Genomic DNA, 26,215 nt, shown 5'->3' with positions numbered 1-26,215 from the left:
TCACGCGGCGCTGCTGCACCGCGTTAGCGTAGGCGAAAACCGGTGGGAAGCGTACGGCGGCGGTTTAGGCAATAGCGCCGCCGCCATCCACCAGCACCGTCGAACCGGTGGCATAAGGCGTCGTCGCCAGGAACAACACCGCGTTGGCGATATCCTCCGGCTGCCCCATCACGCGCGCCGGCAGCGTGGCAGCCGCCTTGTCGTACATCGCCTGGCGCGCCTGCGCGTCCATTCCGTCCCACAGCGGCGTGGCGATCATGCCGGGCGAAACCGTATTCACACGCACTTTTTGCGGCGCCAGCTCCAGCGCCAGGCCGCGGCCCAGCGATTCCAGCGCCGCATTGATGGCGCCTTGCAGTACCCAATTGCCCGGGCGCACGCTCAAAAAGCCGGAGATAAAGGTCAACGTCCCTCTTTCATTGATGTTGACGGCGCGGGCAACGTGATAGGCCCCCCAGAATTTGCTGTCCATCGCCGCTTTGGCGTCGGCCAGCGGCAATTGGCGAACCGGCCCGCCCGGCGTTTGGGCGGCGCTCACCACCACGTGGTCGAAACGCCCGGCCTGGGCGAAAAAGGCTTCCACCGCAGCATTATCCGTGGTGTCGAGCACCGCGGTTTGCACCCCGTGGCCGATAGCTTCGGCCGCAGCTTTCAGTTTAGCCTGATTACGAGAGGCGATAGTGACGGCGGCGCCTTGTGCGGCAAATGCCTTGGCAATCGCTTGCCCCAGGCCGGAACTGCCGCCAACGACCAAAACTTGTTGCCTGGTAAGACTGGTATGCATGATCTTTCCCTCTTAAAAAAGGATGAAAAATCATTCTTGCTGATGTGTTATACGATTAAAATGGAAAATATCAGGAATAACTGTTTCCATTATGTTGAGAATACGCTGCGATGAACCTGATTGATGATCTGCCCGGCCTGATCGTATTTGAACGCACCGCGTCTTTGGGCAGCTTTACCGCCGCCGCCCATGAGCTTGGCGTATCGCTGTCGGTGGTCAGTAAGCGGCTGGCCAATTTTGAGCAACGGTTAGGCGTGCATTTGCTGAACAGAAGCACACGCCGGCTATCGCTCACCGACGAAGGGCGGCAGCTGTTAACCCACGCGGTGCGGATCATTGCCGAGTTAAAGCTGGCCCAAGAAACGCTGCGCCGCCAAAGCGAGGACGTCTCCGGGGTGCTAAAAATCACCGCGCCCAATGGCTTTGGCCGGCGGCGGCTGGTGCCCTTGCTGGCAAGCTTCCGTGCGTTACATCCCCAATTGCAAATTCAGCTGCAGCTCAGCGATAACGTGCTGGATTTGATATCAAACGGCTTCGATCTGGCGCTGCGCTATGGCGAGCTGCCGGATTCCAGCCTGATCGCGCGTACCCTGGCCCCCAATCGGCGCGTGTTGTGCGCTTCACCGGCCTATTTGCGGCGCTACGGCCAGCCGCGGAGCCTGGCGGATCTGCCCAACCATGACTGCATACATATCGGTGCCGCTGCGCTAGCCGAATGGCGCTTCGATGATGAGCAAGCCGTGCGCTTCACCGCCCGCACGGTGTGCAACGACGGCGAAGCGGCCCATGCGATGGCGCTGGCGGGCATGGGCATTGTGCTGAAGTCGTTTCTGGATGTGGCGGACGATCTGGCCGATGGCGCACTCATCCAGATGCTGCCACAGCACGCGGAATCCGCTGCCCCGCTCAACGCGGTTTACCCACGCGGGCACCAGGTGACGCCAAGGCTGCGCGCCTTTATTGATTACATCGCCGGGCAGTTGGCGAGTGAAAACCGCCGACAACGGCCTGATTATGCAAGATAAAACGGATACGTGAAGGCAAGGCGATAATGGGGTGGCATAGCTGAACGCTTGCATAAGTGACAGGATCACCGGCATGCTGCCAGGCCCCAATGGGGGCCTGGTAAAGCCTCACTCAGCCAACATGCCCTGGTGCTCAATAAAAGCAATGATGTTCTCCAATCCTTCGCCTTTCTTCAGGTTAGCGAAGGTCCAGGGTTTGCCGGCGCGCATCCGCTCGGTGTCGCTTTGCATCACATCCAACGAAGCGCCGACGTATGGCGCCAGATCGATTTTATTAATCACCAGGAAATCGGAACGGGTGATGCCCGGGCCGCCTTTGCGCGGAATTTTTTCACCTTCGGCCACGTCAATCACATAGATGGTGAGATCGGCCAGCTCCGGGCTGAAGGTGGCGCTCAGGTTATCGCCGCCGCTTTCAACAAAGATAATGTCGAGATTGCCGAATTTCCGGCTAAGATCTTCCACCGCAGCCAGGTTCATCGAGGCATCTTCACGGATCGCCGTATGCGGGCAACCGCCGGTTTCCACGCCAATAATGCGCTCCGGTTCCAGCGCGCCGGCTTCGGTCAGGATGCGTTGGTCTTCCTTGGTATAAATATCATTGGTGACCACCGCCAACTGATAGCGTTCGCGCATCGCTTTGCACAGCACTTCCAGCAGCGCCGTTTTGCCCGAACCGACCGGGCCGCCCACGCCAATACGCAGCGGTTGTTTGTAGTTCTGCATGACTGCTCCTAAGAACGAAATAATCGGGTATGTTGGTTTTCATGGCGCGAAGAGGCGATGGCGACCAGCGGCAGGCTGCCGCCCAGTTCGTCATCGCTCAGGGCTAGCGCCAGCGGCAACTGCTGCGCCAGCACCTCGCTCAGATCCGCCAGCAATGATTGCGCCGCCTGCTGCCCGAAAGGCACCAGCTTCACGCCCGCCATCACCGCACTTTCCAGCGCGCTGTAGCCCAAAGACAGCAGCAAGGCATCGGCGGGGATTTGCCAGCAATAACCGGCCCATGCCAGCCCGCCGCTTTGGCTCAGGCCAAGCGCGCCCTGCCAGGCCGGCGGCGGCGACAGTTGTAGCCCTGCCAGCACGCGCGCCATCGCCGCGCCGCGCTGCCGCTCTTCGGTACGCAGCTCCGCCGTTTCGCGGCAGGCCAATAAAAAGCGCGACCAGTCAGCGAAGCGCTCAGCATCCTGCGCGGCGCAGGCGTTATATAGCCGCAGCAACAGCGGCAAATCCTGGCGGATCAACACTTGTTCGATCTGCAACTGTTGCCACTGGCGAAACTGCGCCGCGCTGGTGACCCATTCGGCCTCCACCGCCCACTCCAGCCCCTGCGAATAGGTAAAACCGCCGACCGGCAGCGAGGCACTGCTCAATTGCAGCAGGCGCAGCTGTTGCAGCGGCGTTATCATCCGGCCAGCACCACCGCGGCGGCGGCCAGCCAGCCGCTACCGGCGATTTTACGCAGCGCAGGATGGCGGCGCAGCTGTACGCCAGCCGCATAACCGGTCAGCAACAGGGCGCTGCTGGTGGCCATAAAACCGGCGGTAAATAGCCAGAAACCGTCGGCGGCACCTTCGGCACCGTGCGCCCAACCGTGCGCCAGCGCCAATACCGGCATCAGCCAAGCGCCGCGCCCGGTGAAAGCGGCAAAAATCATCGCCCCCGCCGCCAGCACGGAAAGCGCAATCAGCATTTCCATCCCGCTGAACGCCCCCAGCGCACGGCCCGCCAGCGCGCCCACCAACATCGCCGCCAGCGTGGCGAAGATAAAGCTGCGCGGGCGTTGCCCCAGTGCCGCAATAATGCCTGCGCCGGTCAACATCAGCAGATGATCCAACCCCGTCAGCGGGTGCAATAACCCGGCGCTCAGGCTTTCCGGCCCGTGGCCAGGGTGCGCCAGCGCAGGCCCGGCAACCAACAGCAATAAAAACGGCAAACCATATTTCATCTTCTTTCTCCGCGATCAGTGGTGGTGATGGTGGTGGTGCGAATGGGAATGGGCGTGCGAACCGGTTTCATACGCGCCGGGCACCGGCTCAAAAGGCGCCTGCTCGCTGTTGACGATAAGCCCCAGGCCGATCAGCATGTCGTCCAGCACGTGATCGTGCAAATAAGCGACGCGCCCGGCTTCAATTTGCAACGGCACATGGCGGTTCCCCAGGTGATAACAGGCAATCGCCAGTTTGAGCGGATCGCCGCAGCGCGCGACGGAAACCGTCTCCGGCGCGGCTTCAATCCGCACCACGTGCTCGCCGCTGTCGTCACAAAGAATGTCGCCGCCGCGTAGCATCGAGCCACGTTCAAGCTGCAACCCGGCCTCCCGGCCGTCGTCCAGGGTGATGCGCGCCCGGCTTTTCAGCCGAGTATCGAAATCAAGCCTGGCGGTGGCGTTAACGTTGGCCCCGGCCGCCAGCTTGCGGGTAAGAAAAAGCATTGTTCCTCCTTAAAACAAAAAATAACGCTGCGCCATCGGCAACTCGCTTAATGGTTCACAGGCCAGCAGTTGGCCGTCGGCCCGCACTTCATAGGTTTGCGCATCAACCTGAATATCGGGGGTGAGATCGTTATGCACCATGTCGGATTTCCGCACCCCGCGGCAATTCTTCGCCTCGCCAATCAGGCTTTTCAGGCCCAGTTGGCCGGGCAATTCATTGCGCAGCGCGCGGGTTGGCAAAAAGGTCATGCGGGTGGCATGGCGCGCATCGCCCAGCGTGCCGAACATCGGCCGATAGTGCACCGGCTGCGGCGTGGGGATCGAGGCATTGATATCGCCCATCGGCGCATAGGCAATCATCCCGCCCTTGACGATCAGCGCCGGTTTCACGCCAAAGAAGGCCGGGCTCCACAGCACCAAATCCGCCAGTTTGCCCGGCTCAATAGAGCCGACTTCGTGCGCGATGCCGTGGGTAATCGCCGGGTTGATGGTGTATTTTGCGATGTAGCGCTTAACGCGGAAATTGTCTTTCTCTTCGCTGTCGCCGGGCAACGGCCCGCGCTGCAGCTTCATTTTGTGTGCCACTTGCCAGGTGCGCATGATCACTTCGCCAACGCGCCCCATCGCCTGGGAATCCGACGAGGTCATGGAAAATGCCCCGATGTCATGCAGAATATCCTCGGCGGCGATGGTTTCCCGCCGGATACGCGACTCGGCAAACGCGATATCTTCGGCAATGCCGGCATCCAGGTGGTGGCACACCATCAGCATATCGAGGTGCTCATCAACGGTGTTGACCGTATAAGGCAGCGTCGGGTTGGTGGAGGATGGCAGAATGTTGGCGAAGGCGCAGGCGCGGATGATATCCGGCGCATGGCCGCCGCCGGCCCCTTCGGTATGGAAGGTGTGAATCGTGCGATCGCCTATCGCCTTGAGCGTATCCTCAACAAAACCCGCTTCATTGAGGGTGTCGGTGTGGATCGCCACCTGCACGTCTTCTTCTTCCGCCACCTGCAGGCAGCTGTCGATGGCTGCCGGGGTTGACCCCCAGTCTTCATGCAGCTTCAGGCCGATCACGCCCGCGTCGATCTGTTCACGCAGCGCTTCGTGGCTGGAGGTGTTGCCCTTGCCGAGCAGGCCGACGTTCACCGGCAGGGTGTCGGCCGCCTGCAGCATGCGGGTGATGTTCCAGCGCCCCGGCGTGCAGGTGGTGGCGTTGGTGCCGGTCGCCGGGCCGGTACCGCCGCCGATCATGGTCGTTACGCCGGAGGTGATTGCCTCAACCGCCTGCTGCGGGCAGATGAAGTGAATATGGGCATCGATACCGCCCGCGGTGACGATCTTACCTTCCGCCGCGATGATCTCAGTGCCTGCGCCAATCGGCACCGTGACGCCGGGCTGAATGTCGGGGTTGCCGGCTTTGCCGATCAGCGCGATGCGGCCGTTCTTGATACCGATGTCGGCTTTGACGATGCCCCAGTGATCGACAATCAGCGCGTTGGTCAGCACCACGTCCATCGATTCGGCGTCCGGCATTTGCCCCTGGCCCATGCCGTCGCGGATCACTTTGCCGCCGCCGAATTTCACTTCTTCCCCGTAAACGGTGTAATCCTGCTCAACTTCTATCCACAGCGCCGTGTCGGCCAGCCGCACGCGATCGCCGGTGGTCGGCCCAAACATTTCCGCATAGGCCTGGCGGGAAATTTTGCTCATGAATCCAACTCCCCCTGAATATCGCCGCGAAAGCCGCGAATAATGCGCTGGCCCACGACCGGGATCAGCGCCACTTCGCGCGCCTGGCCCGGTTCGAAACGCACGGCGGTGCCGGCCGCGATATCCAGCCGATAGCCACGCGTTTTTGCACGATCAAACACCAATGCCGGGTTCACTTCGTAAAAATGGTAGTGCGAGCCCACCTGGATCGGCCGGTCGCCGTGGTTCTCAACCGTCACCCATATCGCGCTACGGCCAGCGTTGAGTTCAATCTCACCGGCGGCCACCCTGATTTCACCTGGGATCATGCTGTTCTCCTCAGATAATCGGATCGTGGACGGTCACCAGTTTGGTGCCGTCCGGGAATGTCGCTTCAACCTGCACGTCGCTTATCATCTCCGGCACGCCTTCCATAACCTGCTCGCGGGCCAGCACGTGGCGCCCTTCTTCCATCAGTTCCGCCACCGTTTTGCCGTCGCGCGCGCCTTCCATGATAGCCGCGCTAATCAGCGCCACCGACTCCGGGTAGTTCAGCTTCAGCCCGCGCGCCAGCCGGCGCTCCGCCACCAGCGCGGCGGTAAACAGCAGCAGTTTGTCTTTCTCTCGGGGTGTCAGCTCCATACTCTTTCCTTTTCAGGTTGACCATATTCGGGGGTTAACGGCGCCCAGCCCAATCACCTGCGGGCGGGCAAGGCGCCACAGTTGGTGCAGATCCGCTTCCAGCGACAGATTGCTGTGATCCAGCAGGCGGATAACCATTAATTTATCCAGCAGCGTGGCGCCGGCCGGATGTTGCCGCGGCGCCAGGTGCACGCGCACTTCATCCAGCAGGGCTTCGCCGGCGGGATACAGCAGCATCGTGCTGTGGAAGGGGTAACCGGCCAAGGTGGCCAGGCCGCCGCTGACGCGCAGCGTTTCGTTCAGCAACGGCTCGCCGCCGCACCACACCTGCAGCTTGCTCACTGCATTGCCGCAATCATAGCGCTCTTTCATTACCGGGCGGCCGAAGCAGAAGGTTTCCCAGGCAATCAGCCGAGAATCGGCGGCCAGATGAAATTCACTGCGGATACGCGCTTCGGTGCCGGGAAAGAAGATGTTGCCTGGCGGCAGCCACTCTACGGCGCAACCGGATTGCAGCGTAACACATTGATTAATTGCGGCGATAGCGCCATTGCTGCGATAAATTTTCGCCGCGCCCGGCATGGTGATCAGGGCGCCCGCCTGCTCTTCCAGTTGGACATCGATCGTCAGTTGGTCGCCCCCCACCACCCCGCCCGGCGGGTGCAATAGGTAAAGGTGGCTGGTGTGGCCTTCGGGGTAAAATGGCCGCTGCACCCGCAGCGGGCCGAAGTGGCGTTGATGCGTTAACACGGTCTTGCCGGCTTTTTGGGCAAGCCGCAGCGCCAGTTGCGCCTGCCAGCCGGCTTCGGTGGTTTCAGTTTGTCGTTGCGCATCGCGCTTCACAATGGAATATCCCTTTTATCAGCATCAGGCAGGGTTAACGGGCCCATCGGCGGGCCGCCCCCCCGCCACGCGCTGATTTTCATCAGGCCAGAAACTGCCGCAGTTCGGCAGTGCGTGGCGCGGTAAACAATTCAGCAGGGGCGCCGATTTCATGAACCCGCCCCTGGTGCATAAACACCACGCGATCGCTCACCCTGCGCGCAAAATTCATCTCGTGGGTTACCATAATAATGGTCATGCCATCTTTTGCCAGTGATTCAATTACCTGCAGCACTTCCCCCACCAGTTCAGGATCAAGCGCCGAGGTGATTTCATCACATAACAGGATTTCTGGGTTCATGGCCAGCGAACGGGCGATGGCCACGCGCTGCTGTTGCCCCCCGGAAAGCTGATCCGGCCACTGTTCGAATTTATCGGCAAGCCCCACACGCTCTAGCAAACGCCGTGCCACTCTTTCCGCTTCAGCCGGTTGCTGTTTTTTCACCAACGTCGGCGCCAGCATGACGTTACGCCCGACGGTCAAATGTGGAAACAGATTAAAGCTTTGGAAAATCATGCCGACGTTTTGCCGCAGCTCGCGCAAAGCCGCCGCATCATGATGCAGCACCGGCTGACCGTCGATTTTCAACGTACCCTGCTCGAAGGTTTCCAGGCCATTGATGCAGCGCAGCAGCGTGCTCTTTCCCGAGCCGCTTTTGCCGATGATGCAAACCACTTCCTGGCGTTTAATTTGCAAGTCGATCCCTTTCAACACCGGGTTTTCACCGAAACGTTTGTGCAGGCCGTTGATATCAACCAGGGCAAAATCCGTCATTTAGCTGTCCTCCGCGAAAGACTGTGTTCCAGACGTCTGCTCCACAGCGATAACGGGAAGCAGAGGAAAAAATAGAATAAAGCCACGCTGCCGTAGACCAAAAACGGCGAAAACGTGACGTTGGTGATGATCTGGCCCGAGCGCGTCAACTCAACAAAGCCAATCACCGAAGCCAGCGCCGTGGATTTCACTGCCTGCACCATAAAGCCCACGGTGGGCGCAACGGCGATTTTCAGCGCCTGCGGCAAAATGATGTGGCGCAGCTGTTCCATAAACGTGAGCGCCAGGCTGGTGCCGGCTTCCCACTGCTGGCGCGGGATCGAACGCACCGCGCCATACCAGATCTCGGTTAAATACGCGCTGGCGTAAACGGTCAGGCACAGGCTGGCGGCCATCAACGGCGAGGTTTCCACGCCGAATAGCGCCAGACCGAAGTAGCAAATAAACAGCTGCATCAGCAGCGGAATGCCCTGAAACAGCTGAATATAGATCCGCACCGCGCGCGCGGCGCCGGGCAGCGCCGACAGGCGCAGAATCAACAGCGCCCCGCCTAACGCCCCGCCGCCGGCGAAGGCGATCAGCGACAGGCTCACCGTCCAGCGCAACGCCAGCAATAAGTTGCGATAGATATCCCAGGTCGTGAATTCACTCACCGGCCTCTCCTCTGATTAACGGCCAAAGATAAAACGCGGCCCGATCCAGTTCAGGATGCGGCGCACCAGCAGCGCCAGCAGCAGATAGATCGCTGCGGCGATGATGTACGCCTCGAAGTTGTGAAAGCTGCGGCTGGCAATCAGATTGGCGGCATACGAAAGCTCCTCGGTAGAGATCTGGCTGCATACCGCCGAGCCGAGCATAATGATCACCACCTGGCTGCCGATTGCCCCCCACACGCGCCCCAGCGCCGGCGGCAGCACCACGCGGGTGAAGATTTGCCAGCGGTTCAGCGCCAGGCTTTGCGCCGCTTCGATCTGGCTGTGCGGGGTGCTTTGGATCCCGGCCCGCACGATTTCGCTGGCATAGGCCGCCAGGTTGAGGATCAGCGACAGCACGCTGGCGCTCAACGCGGAAAGCTGAATACCGGCCGCCGGCAGGCCAAAGAAGATAAAGAACAGCTGAATGATATAGGGGGTGTTGCGCACCAGTTCGACGTAGCAGCCCACCGGCCAGCGCAACCAGACTGGGCCGTTAGCGCGCGCCCAGCCGCAGGCAATCCCCAATAAAAGGCCAAATAGCGTCGCCAGGAGCGTCATCAACAGCGTGATACCCGCGCCGCCAAGCAGCGACGGCCACTCCGACAACACGCTAATAAAATCGAATTGCGTCATGTTCCCGTCTCCTGAAATAACAACAGTTGCGACACAGCCAGCCGGTCGATTTGCCACAGCTGGTTCAACAGATGGTATGCCGGCGCGGCGCCCAACACCGGTTCGCTGCACTGGAGAAATTTGGCGCCAAGCTCATCATCGCTGAGCGGCACGCTGGCCGCCCCGCGCGCCTTGGCCACAAAGTGGCTGCGGCTTGAACCATCGCGCAGGCAAAGCGTCACCTCTGCGCCCTCCGGCGCATCACGCATCAGATCCGCCTGCTGCCAGCGAGCGCTGGAGTGGTAGCGGACCTTCTGCATCAGCAGGCGTAACCGTTCATCCTGCAGGTGTGCATCGTTCAGATGGCGAAGCTGAACATCCCCGGTCAACAGCGTTTGCGCCAGGGCGAACGGCAGGCTGAACTGTGCCTGCTGCGCATTCAGCGGCAGATCGTAAACCAGGTTAGCGCGGACGATTTCCGGCACATCGCAAACCACACTGTCTATTTGCGCCAGGCTGCACGGCTGTTGCTGCAGCAAAAACAGCAACGCGTCCACCGCCGCATGGGAGGAAAGGCACAGCGGTATGCGCTTGATATCCACCCCGGGTTCGCGCAGGCACCAGTGACGGCTATCCGCCCGTAGCCACTCCGCCGCCCAGTGCCCCTGATTGCATAACGCAGCGAAGCCAGCCGCATGTTCCAGCGCATTCAACGGCCCAGTAACGCCGGCCTGCGCCATTAGCGCCGCCATCACGCCGCGCTGGGCCGCATAGCCGGCGGTTAAGGGCTTGCTGTCCGTGCCGAACACCGCTTTCATTCCCGCAGCGGAAACCAGCGCGATGCCCAACGCATGGGCGCACTGCGTGCTATCCAGTGCCAACAGCGTGGCCGCAGCCGCGCAGGCGCCCACGCCGCCCAACATGCCGGTGGTCCACCAGCCGCGCTGGTAGAGCACGTTTTCCAGCGCCATGCCAAGCCGATACTGGCATTCGCTGCCCAGGGCAATGGCAGTCAGCAGCGCATCGCCCCTGGCCCCTTTGGCATCCGCCAGCGCCAACGCCGCCGGGACAATCACCGCCGAACCATGCACAAAACCGGCGTAGCAGTTATCATCAAAATCCAGCACATGTGCGGCCACGCCGTTAACCAACGCCGCCGTGGCGGGCGCGGCGTGCAACGCGGTGCCGATCAGCCGCGAAGGCCCCTGTTCACCGGCCACAATCCGGCGGACTTTGCCCGCGACCGGTTGCTGTGCCCCGGCCAGCATGACGCCCAGCGTATCGACCAGGCAGCGCCGGGCCGTGTGCCGAATATCCGCCGGCAGCACGCGGGCGCGGTGCCCGGTCAACCATTCGGCCAGTGCGGCCAAAGCCGGAACCTGATTCATGAGTACGTTACTCCTGCGCCGGCCCTGTTATTCCGGTAACTCGCCCGCAGGCGCGCCCAGCCATTTCTGCGAGATGCGATCCAGCGAGCCGTCCTGCTTCGCCTGGCGAATAATCTCGTTCACTTTCGCCACCAGATCAGGTTGCCCTTTCGGCATGCCGATGTAGCACGGCGAATTCGACAAGATCACCTTCAGCGCAATATCCAGTTTCGGATTCCGCGCCTGGAGGGTGGCGGCGACGGTGGTGCCAATAGCGGCCATCTGCGTTTGCCCGGAGGTGAACGCAGCGATGGTGCTGTTGTTGTCCTCAAAGCGCCGGATAATGGCTTTCGGCGCCAGTTGGGTCAGCTCGTCGTCCTGCATGGAACCCCGGGTCACCGAGACGGTTTTGCCCGCCAGCTCTTCCGGTGTGGAAGCCTTCAACGCCTTTGGGCCAAAGACCGCATCAAAAAACGGTGCGTAGGCAATGCTGTAATCAATCACTTTGGCGCGCTCTTCGGTTTTGCCCAGTGATGAGATCGTCATATCGGCTTTACCGGTTTGCAGATAAGGAACGCGGTTTGGCCCGGTAACCGGAATTAACTGCACCTTTACGCCCAGTTGTTTACCGATCAAATGCGCGACATCGATATCCAGCCCCTGCGGCGACATATCCGGTGAAATAAATCCGTATGGCGCGTAGTCTTGCGGCACCGCAATGCGCACCAGGTTACGGCTTTTAATATTTTCCAGCACGGTTGCCGCAGAAACGGAAACGCTGGCGAGAGAAACAAGGCAACAGAGTGCCGCAGACAAAAGGCGATTCTTTGTCATAATATAACTCCGCAATTAATAATCACTTCATGGATGGAAATCCGTGCAGGATATCCAGGATCACTTCTCTTTCTTAAAATAGCCGGCTCTTACCGCCATCCCGATTAAATTTACAAAGAAACGGCAGGCGGTAATCGCGGTAATTTTATTCACATCTTTCTTCGGCGTAATTTCCACGATATCCATTCCGACAACGCGCCCTTTTTTCACCAAACCGTGAATGAGTTTGCGCATTTCACCATAGGTAACGCCATCTAACGCTGGGCCATTGACCGCCGGCATAATGGTGGGATCAATCCCGTCGGCGTCGCAGGTAATATAATAATTACCGCCATCCGGAATACGCGCCAGCACGGCTTCGATACCTTCATCATGCAATTGATGCGCCGGGATCAAATGGGCGCCATAGGCCAGTGCGGCATCCACTTCTTCCTGACGGGCGGAACCATTGGCACGCAGACCGATTTGAAAAATCTCGTGAACGTGCGCCATTTCCGATGCGCGGCGGATCGGGCTGGAGTAACCATCAGGAACGCCGTTAACCTCATCGCGCCAGTCAAGATGGGAGTCAATGTGGATCAGCGTGATCGGCCCCACGCTGTCCAGCGCGCGCAGCACCGGGATCGGGATGCCGTGATCGCCCCCGATAATCAGCGGCATGCCGCCCAGCGCGAGGATTTTACGCACCACCGCCTCGGTAGCTACATAGTGCTGGCCCAGCGCGCGCGCATCGCCGGCGATATCCCCGCAGTCCACCATGCGGATCGGCTGGTTGTCGGTCATGGAGCCGCCGATGTCGAAATCGTAACGCTCGAAGCTGCGCAGCGCGCGGTCCGTCGCCTGGCGCACCGCCGTTGGCCCATTGGTTTGATCGTTGGTGACTTCATCAATGGAATATGGCGAGCCATAAGGAACCCCCAAGACCGCGATATCCACATAATCGAGCGTATTTAAATCGGTGACGACTTCGGAATACAGCAGGCTTTTGTGGCCATGTTTAGGTGCCGTCGTTAATTCTGGTTTATATGCAGTCATTTCTTTGCCTTTAACGTCAGTGGGAAATTGTTTATAACCAAAACAATTCGAGTTGCAGGGAAAACGCAAACGCGTGGTTGAACCGCGCTAGCGCTCTCCTTTAGAGCCAGTTAAAACCTAAAAACCGAGAATGTATCAGGTGGTTTTTAACCACTCACCCAAAGCCCATATTTTCTCCTCGGTATTTTTTACCTTGGAGCGAACATCGCCTTTGGTATTAGCGGCCAGTAGTGCAATTAATATTTCCGTTGCCAGCAGCGCCGGCGTCAATGTGTCAAAAAAGGAATTCGTTTTCTTTTTTACCACGATGGCTTCATTGGAAATTCTCGCCACCGGTGAGCCGGCATTATCGGTGATGGCGACAATTTTCATTTTCTGCTGGTGCATATAGCGCGTCAGGGTGATGGTTTTACGCGCATAAGGGGAAATACTGGTGACGAACAACACATCTTTACTGTTCAGTTCGCGCATCAGCGCCATAATTCCGCTTTCACCGGAGCCATCAATCAAATGCACCTCTGGGTGAAAATAGCTCGCCACATGGGAAAAGTGGTGCGCAATCGGGTAAGACGACCGCAGCGCCAGACAATATATACGCCGGGCCTGCGCCAGCAGTTTCCCCGCACGCACGATGGTATCCATCTGGTGCGCGCTGCACAGCGTCTGGATATGCGCCACCGTGGTGTCCGCCAGATCGGCCGCCAGCGAGTGATCCCCCACCTGCTGTTTCATCGCCACCAGGCCCGCCATACGCGATTCATAGGCGTTGCCCTGGCCGCGGATCGCCGAAATGAAGATCGAACGCAATTCATCAAACCCGCTGAAATCGAGATGCTTGGCGAAACGGGTCATGGTGGAGGCCGGCAGGCCAGCCATCAGCGCCAGCTCGCGCATCGACATCACCGCAACTTCATGCGGGTGTTCTAACACAAATGCCGCCGCCTGCTGCTCGCGCCGGGGCAGCACATCAAAACGGTCTTTTATCAGTTGATTCAGATCTTGCTGGTTCATGGCGGTTCCCCCTTAGCACATGAAGGACTTTGCAACAGGTGGGCCAGTTTTTTATACCGATGATTCAGTTGAAACACTTCCGGCCACGCTGCCCGCAACCTGGAAGCATTGAGTATTGAAAAGGGGGAACTCTGTTTGATTGGTTTGATTCAAAATTCAGATAAAAAAATTATTTTGAACCAAAAACCACAAAATAAAAATGGTTAATAGCATTGCACTATGAGCGGGCCGTTGCCTTATGCTGGTGCGTAAGTTGAACCAAAATGAGCCGCTGGCGGCAGCCTGGGAGCATAGTCATGCACCGCCGACAGGGGAGAAAACGACAGCATGCATCATGCCATCGTCAACAAACGGGGAATGCCGCACGCCGGTCGCAGCAAAAGAACACCAGACGCCGGCGCCTCTCGCGGGAAGCCTGGCTCCGGGGGCGTTACTAGACCAGCGCCAGGGCGCGTTTTTCCTGGCCGCGGCTGGTGATAATGGATAACAGAATATCTTTTACCACCAGCGCAGGCGCAGACAGCGTTTGCTGGCTGGAGACGCACAGCGACAGCGGCACCGTCAGCATCGGCGCGCTGATACGCGCCATCCAGGCTTTGGCCGGGCCCAACATGGCGCGCGCTGCGGATTCTGGCAGGATGGTGGCCCCTAAACCGCCGGCGATAGCCGCACTGAGCGTGGCCGGGGATTCGATTTCGCCCACCACGTTGGCCACCAGCTTGCGCTGCGCCATCGCTTCATCCACCTGATTGCGCACCGCATCCCCTTCCCGCGGTAAAAACAGGTTCAGGCGCGCCACGTCGGCAAGGTCAATGCTGTTGCCGGGGCTGGGCACCGTGCGGGTCGCCACCAGATACAGTTCTTCTTTAACCAGCGTAATGGCATTCAGGCCGGACGGCATTTTGGCGCCGTACATCAGCGCCATATCCAACGTTTGATTATCAATCTGGCTGCTTAGCACCGCGCCGATATTTTCATTCAGGCTAAGCAGGATGCCGGGGTGCTGGTCGCGAACCGCCTGCAGCAGCGGCAAAGCCAACTGCGCGGCCGCCCCGCCCGGCGTCAGCCCTACAGATACCGGCCCGCTCATTGCCTGCCCGGCGCAGCTCACTGCGCTTTGCGCCTGTTCGCACTGGCGCAGAATGCCCTGAGCATGTGCATAAAGGATATTACCCGCCTCCGTCGGCATCACGCCGCGCTTGGTACGGATCAGCAGTTGTTGTTTCAGTTCGCCTTCTAACGTCGCCAGTTGCTGGCTGAGCGCCGGCTGGGCAATATGTAATACCTCTGCCGCCTGCGTCAGGCTGCCAATGTCGACGATTTTCACAAAATATTTAAGACGTCTGAAATTCATACTGCCCCCATCTTGCCGGTTTACCTTAGAATAGAGAATAAGCAGCAAAATTCAGGCCAGATCCCAACCGCCAGGCAAGGCAGTGCTTAACCGTTTGTAAAACAGCAAGAAAAGACACATCCACAACCCCAACTGCACGTGGTAATTTGCGCAAAACCGCCCCACCCGCACCATAAGCATGCAACAAAGCACCTTAAGGGGAGCGCGTTGAACCAGGCAATAACAGCCACAAAAGCAGCAAGTTGGCTAATCTTATAGCAAACGATACGGCAAGCGGATTTCACACTTTACAAGCCCGGCACACGCCGCTAATATGCGCCCCGTTCACACGATTCCTCTGTAGTTCAGTCGGTAGAACGGCGGACTGTTAATCCGTATGTCACTGGTTCGAGTCCAGTCAGGGGAGCCAATTTAAGGGAAGCAGACGTTCACTGACGTCTGCTTTCTGCATTTCTATCAGTTGGTTATCCCCTTCTTCAAGTTCACCCTCGTTCACTAAAAACCACTCGAAGCCATACCCTTTTGCTGGTAAAAATACTGGTAAAGCTGGTTCGATTTCGTTTTTACCAGCAATCGGAGGGAGCCGTCATGCCACTTACTGATACTAAAGTAAAAAATGCCAAGCCATCGGAAAAAGTGGTTAAGCTCACTGACGGGTTCGGTCTCTACCTGCTGGTACATCCCAACGGCTCTAAATACTGGCAGTTAGGCTATCGCTTTGAAGGGAAACAGAAGGTGTTTTCCATCGGTGTCTACCCTGCAGTTTCGCTGGCTGATGCAAGACAACGCCGGGATGAAGCCAAAAAACTGTTAGCCGCTGGAGTAGACCCCAGCGCTAACAAGCAGGCTGACAACAAAACCATTCAAGAGCGACGTAACAACACCCGTGCTTTCAAAACCGTCGCCAAAACCTGGTTTGCCACCAAAACCACTTGGTCAGAAGATTATCAGCGCTCTGTTTGGACACGACTCGAAACCTACCTGTTCCCTGATATTGGTAACAAAGATATTGGTGAGCTGGATACGGGCGATCTGCTGGTTCCCATCAAAAAAATAGAGAAGCTGGGTTATCTGGAAATTGCCATGCGGGTGAAACAGTACGCCACCGCCATCATGCGTTATGCCGTCCAGCAAAAGATGATCCGTTTCAACCCTGCCTACGATTTGGAAGGCGCGGTTCAGAAGCCACAGACGGAACACCAGCTTGAAGATATACCAGCCCTGCTGGAACGTATTGAAAGCTATCAAGGCCGTAGCAGACTTACTCTACTTGCGATAAAACTCAATCTGCTGATTTTTGTGCGTTCCAGTGAACTCCGCTTTGCCCGATGATCAGAGATCGATTTCAAAAGTGCCTTATGGGTTATCCCTGAACAGCGTGAAGCCATTGAAGGGATCAAGCATTCAGCCCGTGGAGCTAAAATGCGCAGAAAGCATTATGTTCCTCTATGCAGTCAGGCACTGGCAATTTTGGAAGAACTAAAAGATCTCACCTATGACGTTAACGGTGATGAGGGTTTATCCTTACGGGTTGTTATGATGCGATGAAGCCAATGAGTGAAAACACCATCAACAAGGAGCTGCGGAAAATGGGCTACGATACCAAAACCGATTTGTGCGGTCATGGTTTCCGCACGCTGGCGTGTAGTGCGTTAATCGAATCGAGTATCTGGCCTGAAGATGTAGTAGAACTTCAGATGAGCCACATGGAAAAGAACAATGTCCGCACTGCCTATACTCATAAGGCCAAGCACCTTGAACAGCGTCGTCTGACGCTGCAGTGGTGGGCTGATTTTCTGGATGCTAACAGCAACGAGATGGTTAGACCATTTGAGTTTTCACTAAATAAGGAGTCAAATTACGGGTAGAAAATAACTTTTGCAGTTTTTGATGGCTATACACAATTTATTTCAATAAGGATATTTAAAAAATGATGTTAGAAAAAAGAAAATTGAATACCAAAGAAATGACTCGGGCTGAGATTAAAAAACTGATAGAGTCGAAAGTTAAGCAATTGCGTAGCTATACTCCTCGGGTCGGCGTTTTCGGAGTAACTGGTGTTGGTAAGTCATCCCTTTGCAACGCTCTATTTGGCAGAGACCTAGCACAAGTTAGCGACGTATCAGCATGTACAAGAGATGTGCAAGAAATTCAGCTTGGCGATACATCGAATGGTTCTGGAATAATCTTACTTGACGTGCCGGGTGTTGGGGAAACAATAGAAAGAGATAAAGCGCATTTCCAACTATATAAAGATTTATCACCAACTTTAGATTTAGTAATTTGGGTAATAAAAGCAGATGATAGGGCTTACGCTATAGCAGAAAAAGCCTATAAGGAAATTTTAAGTTCAAATTTGGAGCAATGTCCTGTTTTGTTTGTAATCAACCAAGTTGATAAAATCGAACCACTTTTAGATTGGGACCGAGAAAATAACAAACCGATGGAATCAAAAGAATTTAATATACAAAAAAAAGTGATAGAAATTTCAAACGCATTTGGTGCACCAACGAAATATATTCAGACAACTTCTGTCGCTCAAAATTACAACGTAATTGAGACAATGGAGAAAATAATAGAAATCCTGCCCAACGAAAAAAAGTACTCAATGTACAGAGAAGCAACAGAAGCAATAAAAACGGAAAAAATGGCAGAAAGCGCAGAAATGGGAATATGGGAAAGCGTAAAAGAATTTGCAGGAGACGCATGGGATACAGTTAAAGACGTGGCAAAAGAAGTTGCTATTGAAGGCATAAAAACTGTCGCAAAAACAGCCATATTTTTTATAAAAAGATTTAAATTTTGGTAATTTAAACGATATGAAACAACATTAATTATGTTAAATTGACCTGTATATTACAGTAATGAATCCAACAAATTCATTACTGTCTTTATATAAAGAATTCCCATAGCCATTATCATTAATTACAATGTGTTAATTGGTAATTTAAAAGTCTTGCGAACCATCCAAACCTTTCAAACCTTTCAAACCTTTCAAACCTTTCAAACCTTTCAAACCTTTCAAAAAACATTTTCATAAAAAACACATAGAACCATATATAGACAATCAGACATTTTCTGAAATTAACATATCGATATAAACATACTATATTTAAGTATAAAATACAAAAAATAAAAAAATATATTTACCTCACCAAATCGGATCATTTTTTTCATAAACCCAACCAACCCCATACTGACCTATAGTTCAGATTTTCAGTTGACTATGCGATATATATTTCAATAATAACATATAGGCCACAACGGGTTTTAATATGCTGTATTCCTCAATATTATCTCTATTTCAAAAACCCGGAATGAGGTAATTAATCTTACTTTGTGAAGAGTAAGAAATATGCAACTCAAGAAAATCACCATTTAAATACTTAACAAAGACATTTCCTTTTCCCCACCAATCATCGCCACAAAGATACTCAATTGATCTAACGTGTAGTATCCATTCGGTGGTGTTATAACAACAGCACTCGCTATTTCCATATTTAATTCGATACTATCCCTGAAGATAGCAACAACTATCTTTATAATATTAATTATATAGAATATCCATAATAAATCACGACGGATTCATTGGTTTTTATTAAAAACAAAAAAAACCTACATGCCACAATGGAATACCCAGACGTCTGCTTTAACAACCATTTTCCGGCAGTATCTTGACTCAATGAGCACTGCGCCCCACCACTTCTATCGGCAATAACTGGAATACTGATAGTATCTCAACGTAAAAAAACTATGCTGACCAAGGTTTTGGCCCAACCATGCTGTATTACTACCATCGGAGGAATAATAAACCTCTGATGTATTAAACGCGTTTTTCCATATCCCATTTTGGCAGGATAGAATTAACCCCTCACTATTTTTACTCATCAAACCGTCTGAGGAGCATGATGCCCCTGATCCTACCCACGTAATGTGGACACCGCCCTAAGCGAGATTCTGGTTTTCAAATTGTTCCGGGCTGAGACCGCCGCAGGCACTGTGACGGCGCCAGCGATTGTAATCACACTCTATATAATTAAACACCGTGCTTCGCATTATTTCACGGCTGGCGAAGTGTTCACCGTGGATGCATTCCACCTTCAGTGAGTGAAAGAAGCTTTCTGCACAGGCATTATCATAACAGCAGCCTTTTGCACTCATACTGCCACGCAGATTATGCCGTTTCAGTAAAGTCTGGTAATCCGCTGAGCAGTACTGACCGCCTCTTTCTGTATGAACAATAACCTGTTCCGGCCGCTTCCGACGCCACAGCGCCATCTGTAACGCATCGCAGGCCAGCTGTGCCGTCATCCGCGAGGACATCACTTGAACCATGCATCAATCAGCACATTACATATAGCTCCTTCAATTTTATTAGGCAAAGTTTTCGGGATTAGGTATTCGGAATAGCGGAGATTGTGTTACCGACCTCACTATTATTTTGAAGTATAGCCACCATGCGTAGACGACGGCTTCACTCTGAGATGAATTATCATTTAGTAGTCCATGTGCAACATAATTTCTGATATTAGCACCCAGAGCTTCGGTAAAAAGCGCCTGAAAGTTAAAGTGCAAATCTTTTCCAAAGATTGATTCCGCTTCTGGTTTATCAAGAAGAGAACTTAAGCCGATTTCGTTCTCGACCCCTATCTCGTCGATGGTACTAGTACGCACATTGGCTTTTTTCAGCATATCCCTGACTAAATGCTCAACTTGAGGCGATAACAAATGAATCGCCTCAGAAAAACGGTACTCAAATCCCAGATATAACGCCCTAGCAACAAGGTTCACCCTGTCTGTATGAATAAGAGGGGATAGCTGACAAAGCTCCTGAAAAAATGGCAGCACAAAATTATATTCCTTTAAAAGCTGATACATGGCAGGCATAATTTCGCCAGCTACTGCAACTTTTAGGGAGAAATCAAAAGATTTCAGTTGCTTTGCCATCCTGTCAGCTCTGACATCCCCAGTAGCTCCTGTTCGTCCTATCACTCGCCCATCTCCAGAAAGATAGGTTGCACCGAACAGGTCGGAAATACGTGTCTGCTTGTTTTCGTCATTGTCCTCAAGATCTTTTAATTCTATAGCCTTAAAACCAGAGAAATACAGGCTGGCTTTGAATATATCGCCCTTATCTTTAACGTGGTTAATTGATATTTCTGCAAGATCTGACAAGTCACAGCTCGGAAGCTGGAACGTGTGCATATCGTCAAGAGAAAGCTCCCCATGTAACCGAGCTCTCTTCTGGCTTTCTTCGATTTTATTATCTGCGCCCAGCTCAGTTCTGAATGATTTTGGGATAATCCTGTAGCGCTGCAGTGCCCTCTCATATATCACTCCGGCAAGAAGGTTACCCTGAGATTCTGAGCCAGCGCGCTGCTCGGCTTCTAGAAAAAGTATTTCAGCGCTCTCAACAATTGCTTTCCGCCATTCCGGTTCCATCTTGAGTGATTTATAAAATTCGCTGGCCATATAATAAAGGCGTTCAGCGGAGTGAAAGTCGTTTTGCGACCTTTGATAAGTAGCATGTCTCATCATCAATTCGGGTAACTTTACTCCCAGTAGGGAGCACAAATTAAATTCCTGAATAAACTTTAACAGAAAAAAAGAAATACCGATATTACCTATAGAATGAGAGAACAAATAGGTTTCAATCTGCGATTCAATCTGGTTGATGAATTTTGATTTACGGAACTGGCGTGACAAAATAACTGCTCTTGCCCACAAACTCTCCTGATGCATATACCAATAATCTTCGTTGAGGCCTCCTTTAAGGTAGCCTTCGATGATTTCATCAACTAAATCGTAGCGACGTGGTTTATCCAGAAAAAGCATGATTTCTGCGATGCGGGATTTCAGCAATCCTCTCGACAGCTTTGGATATAAAGTACTTAGAATATCCCTGTCTTCCTGTTGCAAATCTGAAGGTGATACTGATTGTTTGTTAGTGAAAATAATCGCAGGCACAATAGGCATGTTTCGGCTCCGCGCATCAAGCGACATATGCGTTACGTACGCAAGCGTTTTAGTTATATTTCCCATCTCATTATTCCCTTTCTCTCTATATTCAGCAGACAGAGATGAAAAGAAGCTGTACATTGAATGATAAGCATCATAATCATAGAGGGTTTTTGAAGCCAGTTGTTCAATATGTTGTAATATTTTTTCTTCCAAAGTTTGATTCATGTGTGTACCTCAGAATTAACATTTTTGCGAAGCATGCTGTATTGCAGGATTTTTATTTCCGTCAAAAATATGGGTGACTCCATTTGAATTTCTTGTGATTTATCCGTGTTCAGATCGCTCATCTTCTTTTTGTCTTCGTAAAACAACAGCCGTATCAGTTTACCAAGTCCTCCAGCATTAACCCAAGCACCAACTCAAATTTCTCACATTAGTTGTCACCGGGACGACGCTGACATGCCTAGCAATGGCCATTTCAATCGGCCGCAATTGGTTGACACATTCTGCATGATGCACCTTTTGAAAGTTTGAAGTGGCACACTGAATTTGGCCACCTGAACAGGGGTGATATGCTTACCTCAGAACAACACAGGTGCTCCAATGAAAAAAAGAAATTTTAGTGCAGAGTTCAAACGTGAAGCGGCTCAGTTGGTTGGCCGTGCGTGATTGGCACTGAGTCTGCACGAAGTGTACTTGAAGGGCAAGCGACCCGAATTTTGTTTAGTTACCAACTTCGCTCAGATCAAAGAAGACTGGGAGGCCATGACGGCAACCAAATTCACCGCCATGCGCCGCTTTTGCCGCGAGGTGATCCCGGGTATGCAGCAGCGCCAATGGGGGCGTATTGTGAATATCTCCTCTATCGGCGGGCTGTATCCCAACCCGCCGCTGACGGTTTCCCACGCCCTGAGCGCGGCCATCAATAATCTGACCCGCAGCCTTGCGCTGGATGTGGCGCCGATGGGTATTCTGGTCAATGCCATTGGCGTCGGGGCGGTGGCGACGGAAAACTGGGCAAAGAATATGCTGCCGAACGTCCGCGCCCGTCGTCCGGAGCTGTCAGGTAAAACCGATGAGGAGATCATGACCCTTCTCGGCAAAGAAAAAACGCCGGTCGGGCGCTTCGGCCGTCCGGAAGATATCGCCGCTATCGCCGCGTTCCTGCTTTCAGCACGCAATCAGTTCGTGACCGGCCACACCGTGGAAGCCTCCGGCGGCGCGGACCGGTTTATGTAAGTATGATAAAACCCACTGCCCTGCCCGTGGCAATAACGTAGTGGAAGGTCATGCTCGCGATACCACGGGCGCGGTGCGCCGTTTACGCGCGCCCCCCAGATCTGCTTGCCGGTAGGTCCCCAGACTCAGCGTGTTACGCTTGCCGGTCACAGGACGGCGGTAATCCAGCCGCCACCAGCGGCTCCCATCCGGGTGTACAAGCCAGTCCTATCACCTAACTTCATAGGGGAGCCGGACGGCCTGGCCTTCCGGATTGCGATCTCGGTCAGATAAGTGACGGTAGCAGGCATGGCGGTAACTATTGGATGCAGGTAGGTGGGTTACCGCCATTCTTACCGCCAACTCAAGGATGAACGGGCGGGTAAATCGCCTAAAGCAATCCCCATGACGCCAGAACAACTCGAGGATCGCGGCCTCGGCCTGAACAATGAAGGCCGGCCCTCCTCACAACGGGATTGCCTCCCAAGAGGCGTCCCTTTTCTGGGATAACCACCCACCATGTGAAATTCTACCTTTGGCGACATCCAGACTACGCTATGCAGGCAAAGCCGGTGATTAATGGAACGTCCGGCGCGTTGCGATACATCTGGTGTCGTCAGCAGTCCTGGAGCTTCTGCGATGATGCGTGGCGTGATGCCCGCTTGACGGTCTGCAACACTTTACTTACTATATTCAGAAATCAAATACCACAATACCGCAAACAAACATAAAGGTCCCCTTCTCTCGTTGCCGTGCTGACGCAGATATCACTCGCCAGCCGAGCGCAGCGCGAAGAAGCATAAAAGTTTGTGATTAGTGAAAGCAGAACCGGCGGTAAATTCTGCATGCGTGTTTGCTCAGGGCGCGGTAACGATTTGCGTGAATGGAAACGCAGCTCGCACTCTCCCAAAAACATATTCTTATTTAACAATTAGTTACTCAATACGATGCGGTTCCGCATCTTTGCATGTGCCCAATTGTAGTTCTTGAAGTAGAGCGTTTAAGATAAAGGAGAAGAAAGTTGACGAGTATCGACCAACAGGGCACGCGCCCCTATAGTGACAACGCGATTGTCCCCGCAATTTGTATTGATAAATTGAATAAGTGGTATGGTCACCATCACGTGCTTCGCGATGTCTCCCTGCAGGTATCGACTGGGGAACGCATCGTGATTTGTGGCCCTTCCGGTTCCGGGAAATCCACCTTAATCCGTTGTATCAATCGGCTCGAAGATCACCAGAGCGGAATGATAAAAGTGGACGGCATAGAACTGACTGAAAAGGTGAATAGCTGGAATCTGATTAGACGTGAAATAGGCATGGTATTCCAATCGTTTAACTTATTTACACACCTGACGGTTCTGGAAAACTGCATTTTGGCGCCGGTTTCCGTTCTGAAAATGAAAAAATCAGAGGCTGAAGAGTTAGCAATGTCTTATCTTCGCCGGGTAAAAATCCCTGAAAAGGCGAACAAGTATCCGGCGGAGTTATCGGGAGGGCAGCAACAGCGCGTCGCCATCGCCCGCGCCATGTGCATGAGCCCCAAAATCATGCTGTTTGACGAGCCAACCTCTGCGTTGGACCCCGAGATGATCAAGGAAGTCTTAGACACAATGATTGAGCTTGCCGAAACAGGCATGACGATGATCTGCGTAACGCACGAGATGGGATTCGCAAAGCGGGTTGCAGACCATATTGTCTTTATGGATGGCGGACAAATTCTTGAGAAGGGGACGCCAGCCGACATTTTTGGTTCACCGCAGACCGAGCGTCTTAAGTTATTTTTGGGGCAGATCCTTGAGCGACAATAATGTTCCACCCGCCTTTCCGCCGTTAGCCTGCGGGCTGATTTGCCGGGCAGGCACGGAGTCGTTACCTCGCTGATTTCGCTAAAGCTTCTGAGAGGTGGCCCTATTCTTTTGGGCGCGTTTTTTGATTATTATGTAGAACGCTGGCCAGCCACGCTGCTGCCCACCTCTGCCACAACGACAATTTTTGCTTAGGCATCGTGGCATCTGCAACAACATGAAGACAGCGGTCGCAAGTTCCACAATGGCCAAGACCGCACCGTGGAAACAGGCTTTTCGTGGCACGATGCTTCGGCCTGTGAAATGACCGAGTTTTAAGAAAGTTTGTGAAAAACAGGTTGAAGTACTCCGGCGAATCTGTGATGTTTTCGGAACGAGACCATGTTGTCGTAATTAAAACCCGCCAGCGTGCCAGAAATCGTAATTGACGGCGAAACGAACAATATTAATGAGACTAACATGGAAAAAGCAGAGCAAAGTAAAGCAGCTAAACACACGAAAACAACCGAATCGGACAGTAAACCCAGCGCAGGCGGCGGCGTACAGTCGCTGCACAGAGCGATGAGTATTCTAAAAGTGGTTGCGCATTCGCGCGAAGGTGTGGGGTTGACCGACCTTTGTAAAACCATCGGCTTACACTCTAGCACCACCTTTCATATTGCGAAGACGCTGGTGAATATCGGATTGCTTCGCCAGGACAGCGAATCAAAGCGCTATCGTGTCGGTGTGCAGCTTTTTAGCCTGGCGACGGGCGCATTTGATGAGGTGGAACTGCTCAGCCTGGCCTCTCCCTTTCTGAGAACTCTTGCGGAAAGCACCGGTGAAAGCAGCCATCTCGCCGTCTATGCAGGGGCGCTCAACGTGGTAATCATCGACAGAGTGGCCGGCTCCGCATCGCTACAATTAACAGAAAGAATCGGCACCGCTCGTCCTGCACATGCCACTGCTATCGGCAAGGTATTGATGGCGGGTTTCCCTCCCGAACAGCTGGAAGCAAGCCTCTCTGACTGTGTTTTGGACGCTGTAACGCCCAAAACGATCACGGATGTCGCAACGCTGCGGCAGACCATTGAAGATGTAAAGCGGGACAAAATCGCCTTTGATGACGGGGAGTTTGATACTGAGGTTCGTTGCCTTGCCTCGCCGGTTTTTGACTTTAGGGGGCGCATGGTCGCCGCGATTGGCATCTCCGCGCCGATTTGGCGTTTGAATATGAAACAAATCAATGACAACACCGAGCTGGTCAAACACGTAGCCCGCAACTTTTCGTTGGCATTAGGCTATCAGGATACGGCAGATAAGGAGTGTTAAAACGCTTTGTCCTGCCAGGAATCCCCCCTTTGATTGCGACAAGGCACCCAGGGCAGATCAGTTCTGCGAGACGTGTTAAGTGGATCTCTCTTAAGCAGCGGCGAATAGATGAAGCAAAGCAAGCCAAAGAAAGCGCTGGCGCCGCCGCTTTATACCAGGCATCTTTAATTACGGGGCCTGATTTTTCTCCATCAATTCGCAATTAATAAATGATACGTCAACCCGTAACCGATTCCCGCGGGGGCAAAGATAGCGTGCCCGTCGGTAACGACGATAGCAGATTGTTTAAATACGCTCTTGGTACACGCTTAGCAACTGCGAATATTCACACACCAGCCGGCCCGACAGACTAAAACCACTCTACTCACCCTCACTCTGAGGGCCATCCGTCGGGGCTACGGGGAGATCTTCAACGGGCGACGTCACCACGATTAATTTGAGGTCGGTCTGGCCAGTGTTGTAAATCGCATGTTCTACCCCAGGCGGCAGAAAGATCACATGATCACGGCGAACCACGCTCCTTTCGCCCTCAATTTCCATCAATCCTTCACCATCAAGTATGTGGTAAATTTGTTCCTGTTGATCATGTTTATGCGGGACGACATAAGCCCGGGGTTGATATACCGAGATTCGGTAATCCAAATGCTTTGATCCTGCTACTTCCGGGCGCACGAGCAACTTCGAGATGGCGCCGCCGATATGCTCCGGCAGCCCTTCCCACATCACCTCCGCAGCCTCTCTAATTATTGCGCCACCTTCGAATTTCATGGCCATCT

Annotated in this window: 25 protein-coding genes, 1 tRNA gene and 2 pseudogenes; 7 read left to right on the top strand and 21 right to left on the bottom strand. The window is 53.9% G+C overall.

The window, feature by feature from the left end; translation table 11 throughout:
* Positions 1-64: 64 nt before the first annotated feature.
* A complete protein-coding gene (locus tag ACN28Q_RS22215; protein ID WP_095848326.1) occupies positions 65-784 on the bottom strand; it encodes an SDR family oxidoreductase in 720 nt (239 codons plus the stop codon).
* A gap of 110 nt (positions 785-894) precedes the next feature.
* On the opposite strand from ACN28Q_RS22215, the gene ACN28Q_RS22210 reads away from it, so the two are divergent.
* Positions 895-1,809, top strand: coding sequence for a LysR family transcriptional regulator (locus ACN28Q_RS22210; protein WP_095848325.1), 915 nt, complete (start codon positions 895-897; stop codon positions 1,807-1,809).
* Between the two features lie 108 nt (positions 1,810-1,917).
* Here ACN28Q_RS22210 and ureG read toward each other — a convergent pair whose 3' ends face one another.
* From ureG to nac, 16 genes are all read right to left on the bottom strand, one after another.
* Positions 1,918-2,535 (bottom strand): urease accessory protein UreG, encoded by a 618-nt coding sequence (ureG, locus tag ACN28Q_RS22205; RefSeq protein WP_095848324.1) that lies wholly within the window; start codon positions 2,533-2,535, stop codon positions 1,918-1,920.
* An 8-nt stretch (positions 2,536-2,543) separates the two neighbouring features.
* Complete coding sequence (locus ACN28Q_RS22200) at positions 2,544-3,218, bottom strand: urease accessory protein UreF (RefSeq protein WP_095848323.1); 675 nt, start codon at positions 3,216-3,218, stop codon at positions 2,544-2,546.
* A complete protein-coding gene (locus ACN28Q_RS22195; protein WP_095848322.1) occupies positions 3,215-3,757 on the bottom strand; it encodes a HupE/UreJ family protein in 543 nt (180 codons plus the stop codon). Before ACN28Q_RS22195 ends, ACN28Q_RS22200 begins: the two co-directional genes overlap by 4 nt.
* A 15-nt stretch (positions 3,758-3,772) precedes the next feature.
* Positions 3,773-4,243 carry an urease accessory protein UreE gene (gene ureE, locus ACN28Q_RS22190; RefSeq protein WP_095848321.1) on the bottom strand — a complete coding sequence of 157 codons (471 nt, stop codon included), beginning with the start codon at positions 4,241-4,243 and terminating at the stop codon, positions 3,773-3,775.
* Positions 4,244-4,252: 9 nt separating this feature from the next.
* On the bottom strand, positions 4,253-5,956 hold the full coding sequence (gene ureC / locus ACN28Q_RS22185; RefSeq protein ID WP_095848320.1) for an urease subunit alpha: 1,704 nt from the start codon (positions 5,954-5,956) through the stop codon (positions 4,253-4,255).
* Positions 5,953-6,264: an urease subunit beta gene (locus ACN28Q_RS22180; RefSeq protein ID WP_095848319.1), complete on the bottom strand. Its 312-nt coding sequence runs from the start codon at positions 6,262-6,264 to the stop codon at positions 5,953-5,955. Before ACN28Q_RS22180 ends, ureC begins: the two co-directional genes overlap by 4 nt.
* Positions 6,265-6,274: 10 nt before the next feature.
* Complete coding sequence (locus tag ACN28Q_RS22175; protein ID WP_095848318.1) at positions 6,275-6,577, bottom strand: urease subunit gamma; 303 nt, start codon at positions 6,575-6,577, stop codon at positions 6,275-6,277.
* A gap of 12 nt (positions 6,578-6,589) precedes the next feature.
* The gene (locus tag ACN28Q_RS22170) at positions 6,590-7,420 is read right to left on the bottom strand and encodes an urease accessory protein UreD (RefSeq protein WP_095848317.1); all 831 of its coding nucleotides are present in this window, start codon (positions 7,418-7,420) and stop codon (positions 6,590-6,592) included.
* 82 nt (positions 7,421-7,502) lie between these two features.
* The gene (locus ACN28Q_RS22165; RefSeq protein ID WP_095848316.1) at positions 7,503-8,234 is read right to left on the bottom strand and encodes an amino acid ABC transporter ATP-binding protein; all 732 of its coding nucleotides are present in this window, start codon (positions 8,232-8,234) and stop codon (positions 7,503-7,505) included.
* On the bottom strand, positions 8,231-8,887 hold the full coding sequence (locus ACN28Q_RS22160; protein WP_095848315.1) for an amino acid ABC transporter permease: 657 nt from the start codon (positions 8,885-8,887) through the stop codon (positions 8,231-8,233). The genes ACN28Q_RS22165 and ACN28Q_RS22160 overlap by 4 nt, the downstream gene beginning before the upstream one ends.
* 15 nt (positions 8,888-8,902) lie before the next feature.
* The gene (locus ACN28Q_RS22155) at positions 8,903-9,562 is read right to left on the bottom strand and encodes an amino acid ABC transporter permease (RefSeq protein ID WP_095848314.1); all 660 of its coding nucleotides are present in this window, start codon (positions 9,560-9,562) and stop codon (positions 8,903-8,905) included.
* On the bottom strand, positions 9,559-10,929 hold the full coding sequence (locus ACN28Q_RS22150; RefSeq protein WP_095848313.1) for an MmgE/PrpD family protein: 1,371 nt from the start codon (positions 10,927-10,929) through the stop codon (positions 9,559-9,561). The genes ACN28Q_RS22155 and ACN28Q_RS22150 overlap by 4 nt, the downstream gene beginning before the upstream one ends.
* A gap of 27 nt (positions 10,930-10,956) precedes the next feature.
* A complete protein-coding gene (locus ACN28Q_RS22145; RefSeq protein ID WP_095848312.1) occupies positions 10,957-11,742 on the bottom strand; it encodes a transporter substrate-binding domain-containing protein in 786 nt (261 codons plus the stop codon).
* Between the two features lie 60 nt (positions 11,743-11,802).
* Positions 11,803-12,777, bottom strand: coding sequence for an agmatinase (locus tag ACN28Q_RS22140; protein ID WP_095848311.1), 975 nt, complete (start codon positions 12,775-12,777; stop codon positions 11,803-11,805).
* Between the two features lie 135 nt (positions 12,778-12,912).
* Positions 12,913-13,788: a MurR/RpiR family transcriptional regulator gene (locus tag ACN28Q_RS22135; RefSeq protein WP_095848310.1), complete on the bottom strand. Its 876-nt coding sequence runs from the start codon at positions 13,786-13,788 to the stop codon at positions 12,913-12,915.
* Between the two features lie 433 nt (positions 13,789-14,221).
* On the bottom strand, positions 14,222-15,142 hold the full coding sequence (gene nac / locus ACN28Q_RS22130) for a nitrogen assimilation transcriptional regulator NAC (protein ID WP_095848309.1): 921 nt from the start codon (positions 15,140-15,142) through the stop codon (positions 14,222-14,224).
* 333 nt (positions 15,143-15,475) lie between these two features.
* On the opposite strand from nac, the gene ACN28Q_RS22125 reads away from it, so the two are divergent.
* The 3 genes and pseudogenes from ACN28Q_RS22125 (at position 15,476) to ACN28Q_RS22115 (ending at position 17,951) form a co-directional block, all read left to right on the top strand.
* Positions 15,476-15,551, top strand: a tRNA-Asn gene (locus ACN28Q_RS22125).
* A gap of 179 nt (positions 15,552-15,730) precedes the next feature.
* Positions 15,731-17,010, top strand: a pseudogene (locus tag ACN28Q_RS22120) (tyrosine-type recombinase/integrase).
* A gap of 62 nt (positions 17,011-17,072) precedes the next feature.
* Positions 17,073-17,951: a GTPase family protein gene (locus tag ACN28Q_RS22115; RefSeq protein WP_095848308.1), complete on the top strand. Its 879-nt coding sequence runs from the start codon at positions 17,073-17,075 to the stop codon at positions 17,949-17,951.
* Between the two features lie 1,136 nt (positions 17,952-19,087).
* Here the strand turns inward: ACN28Q_RS22115 and ACN28Q_RS22110 are convergent.
* A pseudogene (locus tag ACN28Q_RS22110) lies at positions 19,088-19,465 on the bottom strand (IS3 family transposase); the annotation flags it as partial.
* A gap of 51 nt (positions 19,466-19,516) precedes the next feature.
* Entirely contained in the window at positions 19,517-21,328 is a 1,812-nt protein-coding gene (locus ACN28Q_RS22105) for a DUF7380 domain-containing protein (RefSeq protein WP_095848307.1), read from the bottom strand.
* 540 nt (positions 21,329-21,868) lie between these two features.
* Between ACN28Q_RS22105 and ACN28Q_RS22100 the strand changes: the two genes are divergently transcribed.
* On the top strand, positions 21,869-22,342 hold the full coding sequence (locus ACN28Q_RS22100) for an SDR family oxidoreductase (protein WP_230469566.1): 474 nt from the start codon (positions 21,869-21,871) through the stop codon (positions 22,340-22,342).
* Positions 22,343-22,390: 48 nt separating this feature from the next.
* Here ACN28Q_RS22100 and ACN28Q_RS22095 read toward each other — a convergent pair whose 3' ends face one another.
* The gene (locus ACN28Q_RS22095) at positions 22,391-22,492 is read right to left on the bottom strand and encodes a hypothetical protein (protein WP_418251456.1); all 102 of its coding nucleotides are present in this window, start codon (positions 22,490-22,492) and stop codon (positions 22,391-22,393) included.
* Positions 22,493-23,390: 898 nt separating this feature from the next.
* Here ACN28Q_RS22095 and ACN28Q_RS22090 point away from each other — a divergent pair.
* Positions 23,391-24,131 carry an amino acid ABC transporter ATP-binding protein gene (locus ACN28Q_RS22090; protein ID WP_131928975.1) on the top strand — a complete coding sequence of 247 codons (741 nt, stop codon included), beginning with the start codon at positions 23,391-23,393 and terminating at the stop codon, positions 24,129-24,131.
* Between the two features lie 456 nt (positions 24,132-24,587).
* Positions 24,588-25,439, top strand: a complete 852-nt coding sequence (locus ACN28Q_RS22085; RefSeq protein WP_095848306.1) for an IclR family transcriptional regulator — start codon at positions 24,588-24,590, stop codon at positions 25,437-25,439.
* A gap of 360 nt (positions 25,440-25,799) precedes the next feature.
* Here ACN28Q_RS22085 and ACN28Q_RS22080 read toward each other — a convergent pair whose 3' ends face one another.
* Complete coding sequence (locus ACN28Q_RS22080; protein WP_095848305.1) at positions 25,800-26,213, bottom strand: cupin domain-containing protein; 414 nt, start codon at positions 26,211-26,213, stop codon at positions 25,800-25,802.
* Positions 26,214-26,215: the final 2 nt, after the last annotated feature.

This window comes from Gibbsiella quercinecans, assembly GCF_002291425.1.
Classification (GTDB): Bacteria; Pseudomonadota; Gammaproteobacteria; order Enterobacterales; family Enterobacteriaceae; genus Gibbsiella; species Gibbsiella quercinecans.
The sequence above is the reverse complement of the archived record's forward strand: the minus strand, read 5'-3'. Positions and strand labels throughout refer to the sequence as shown.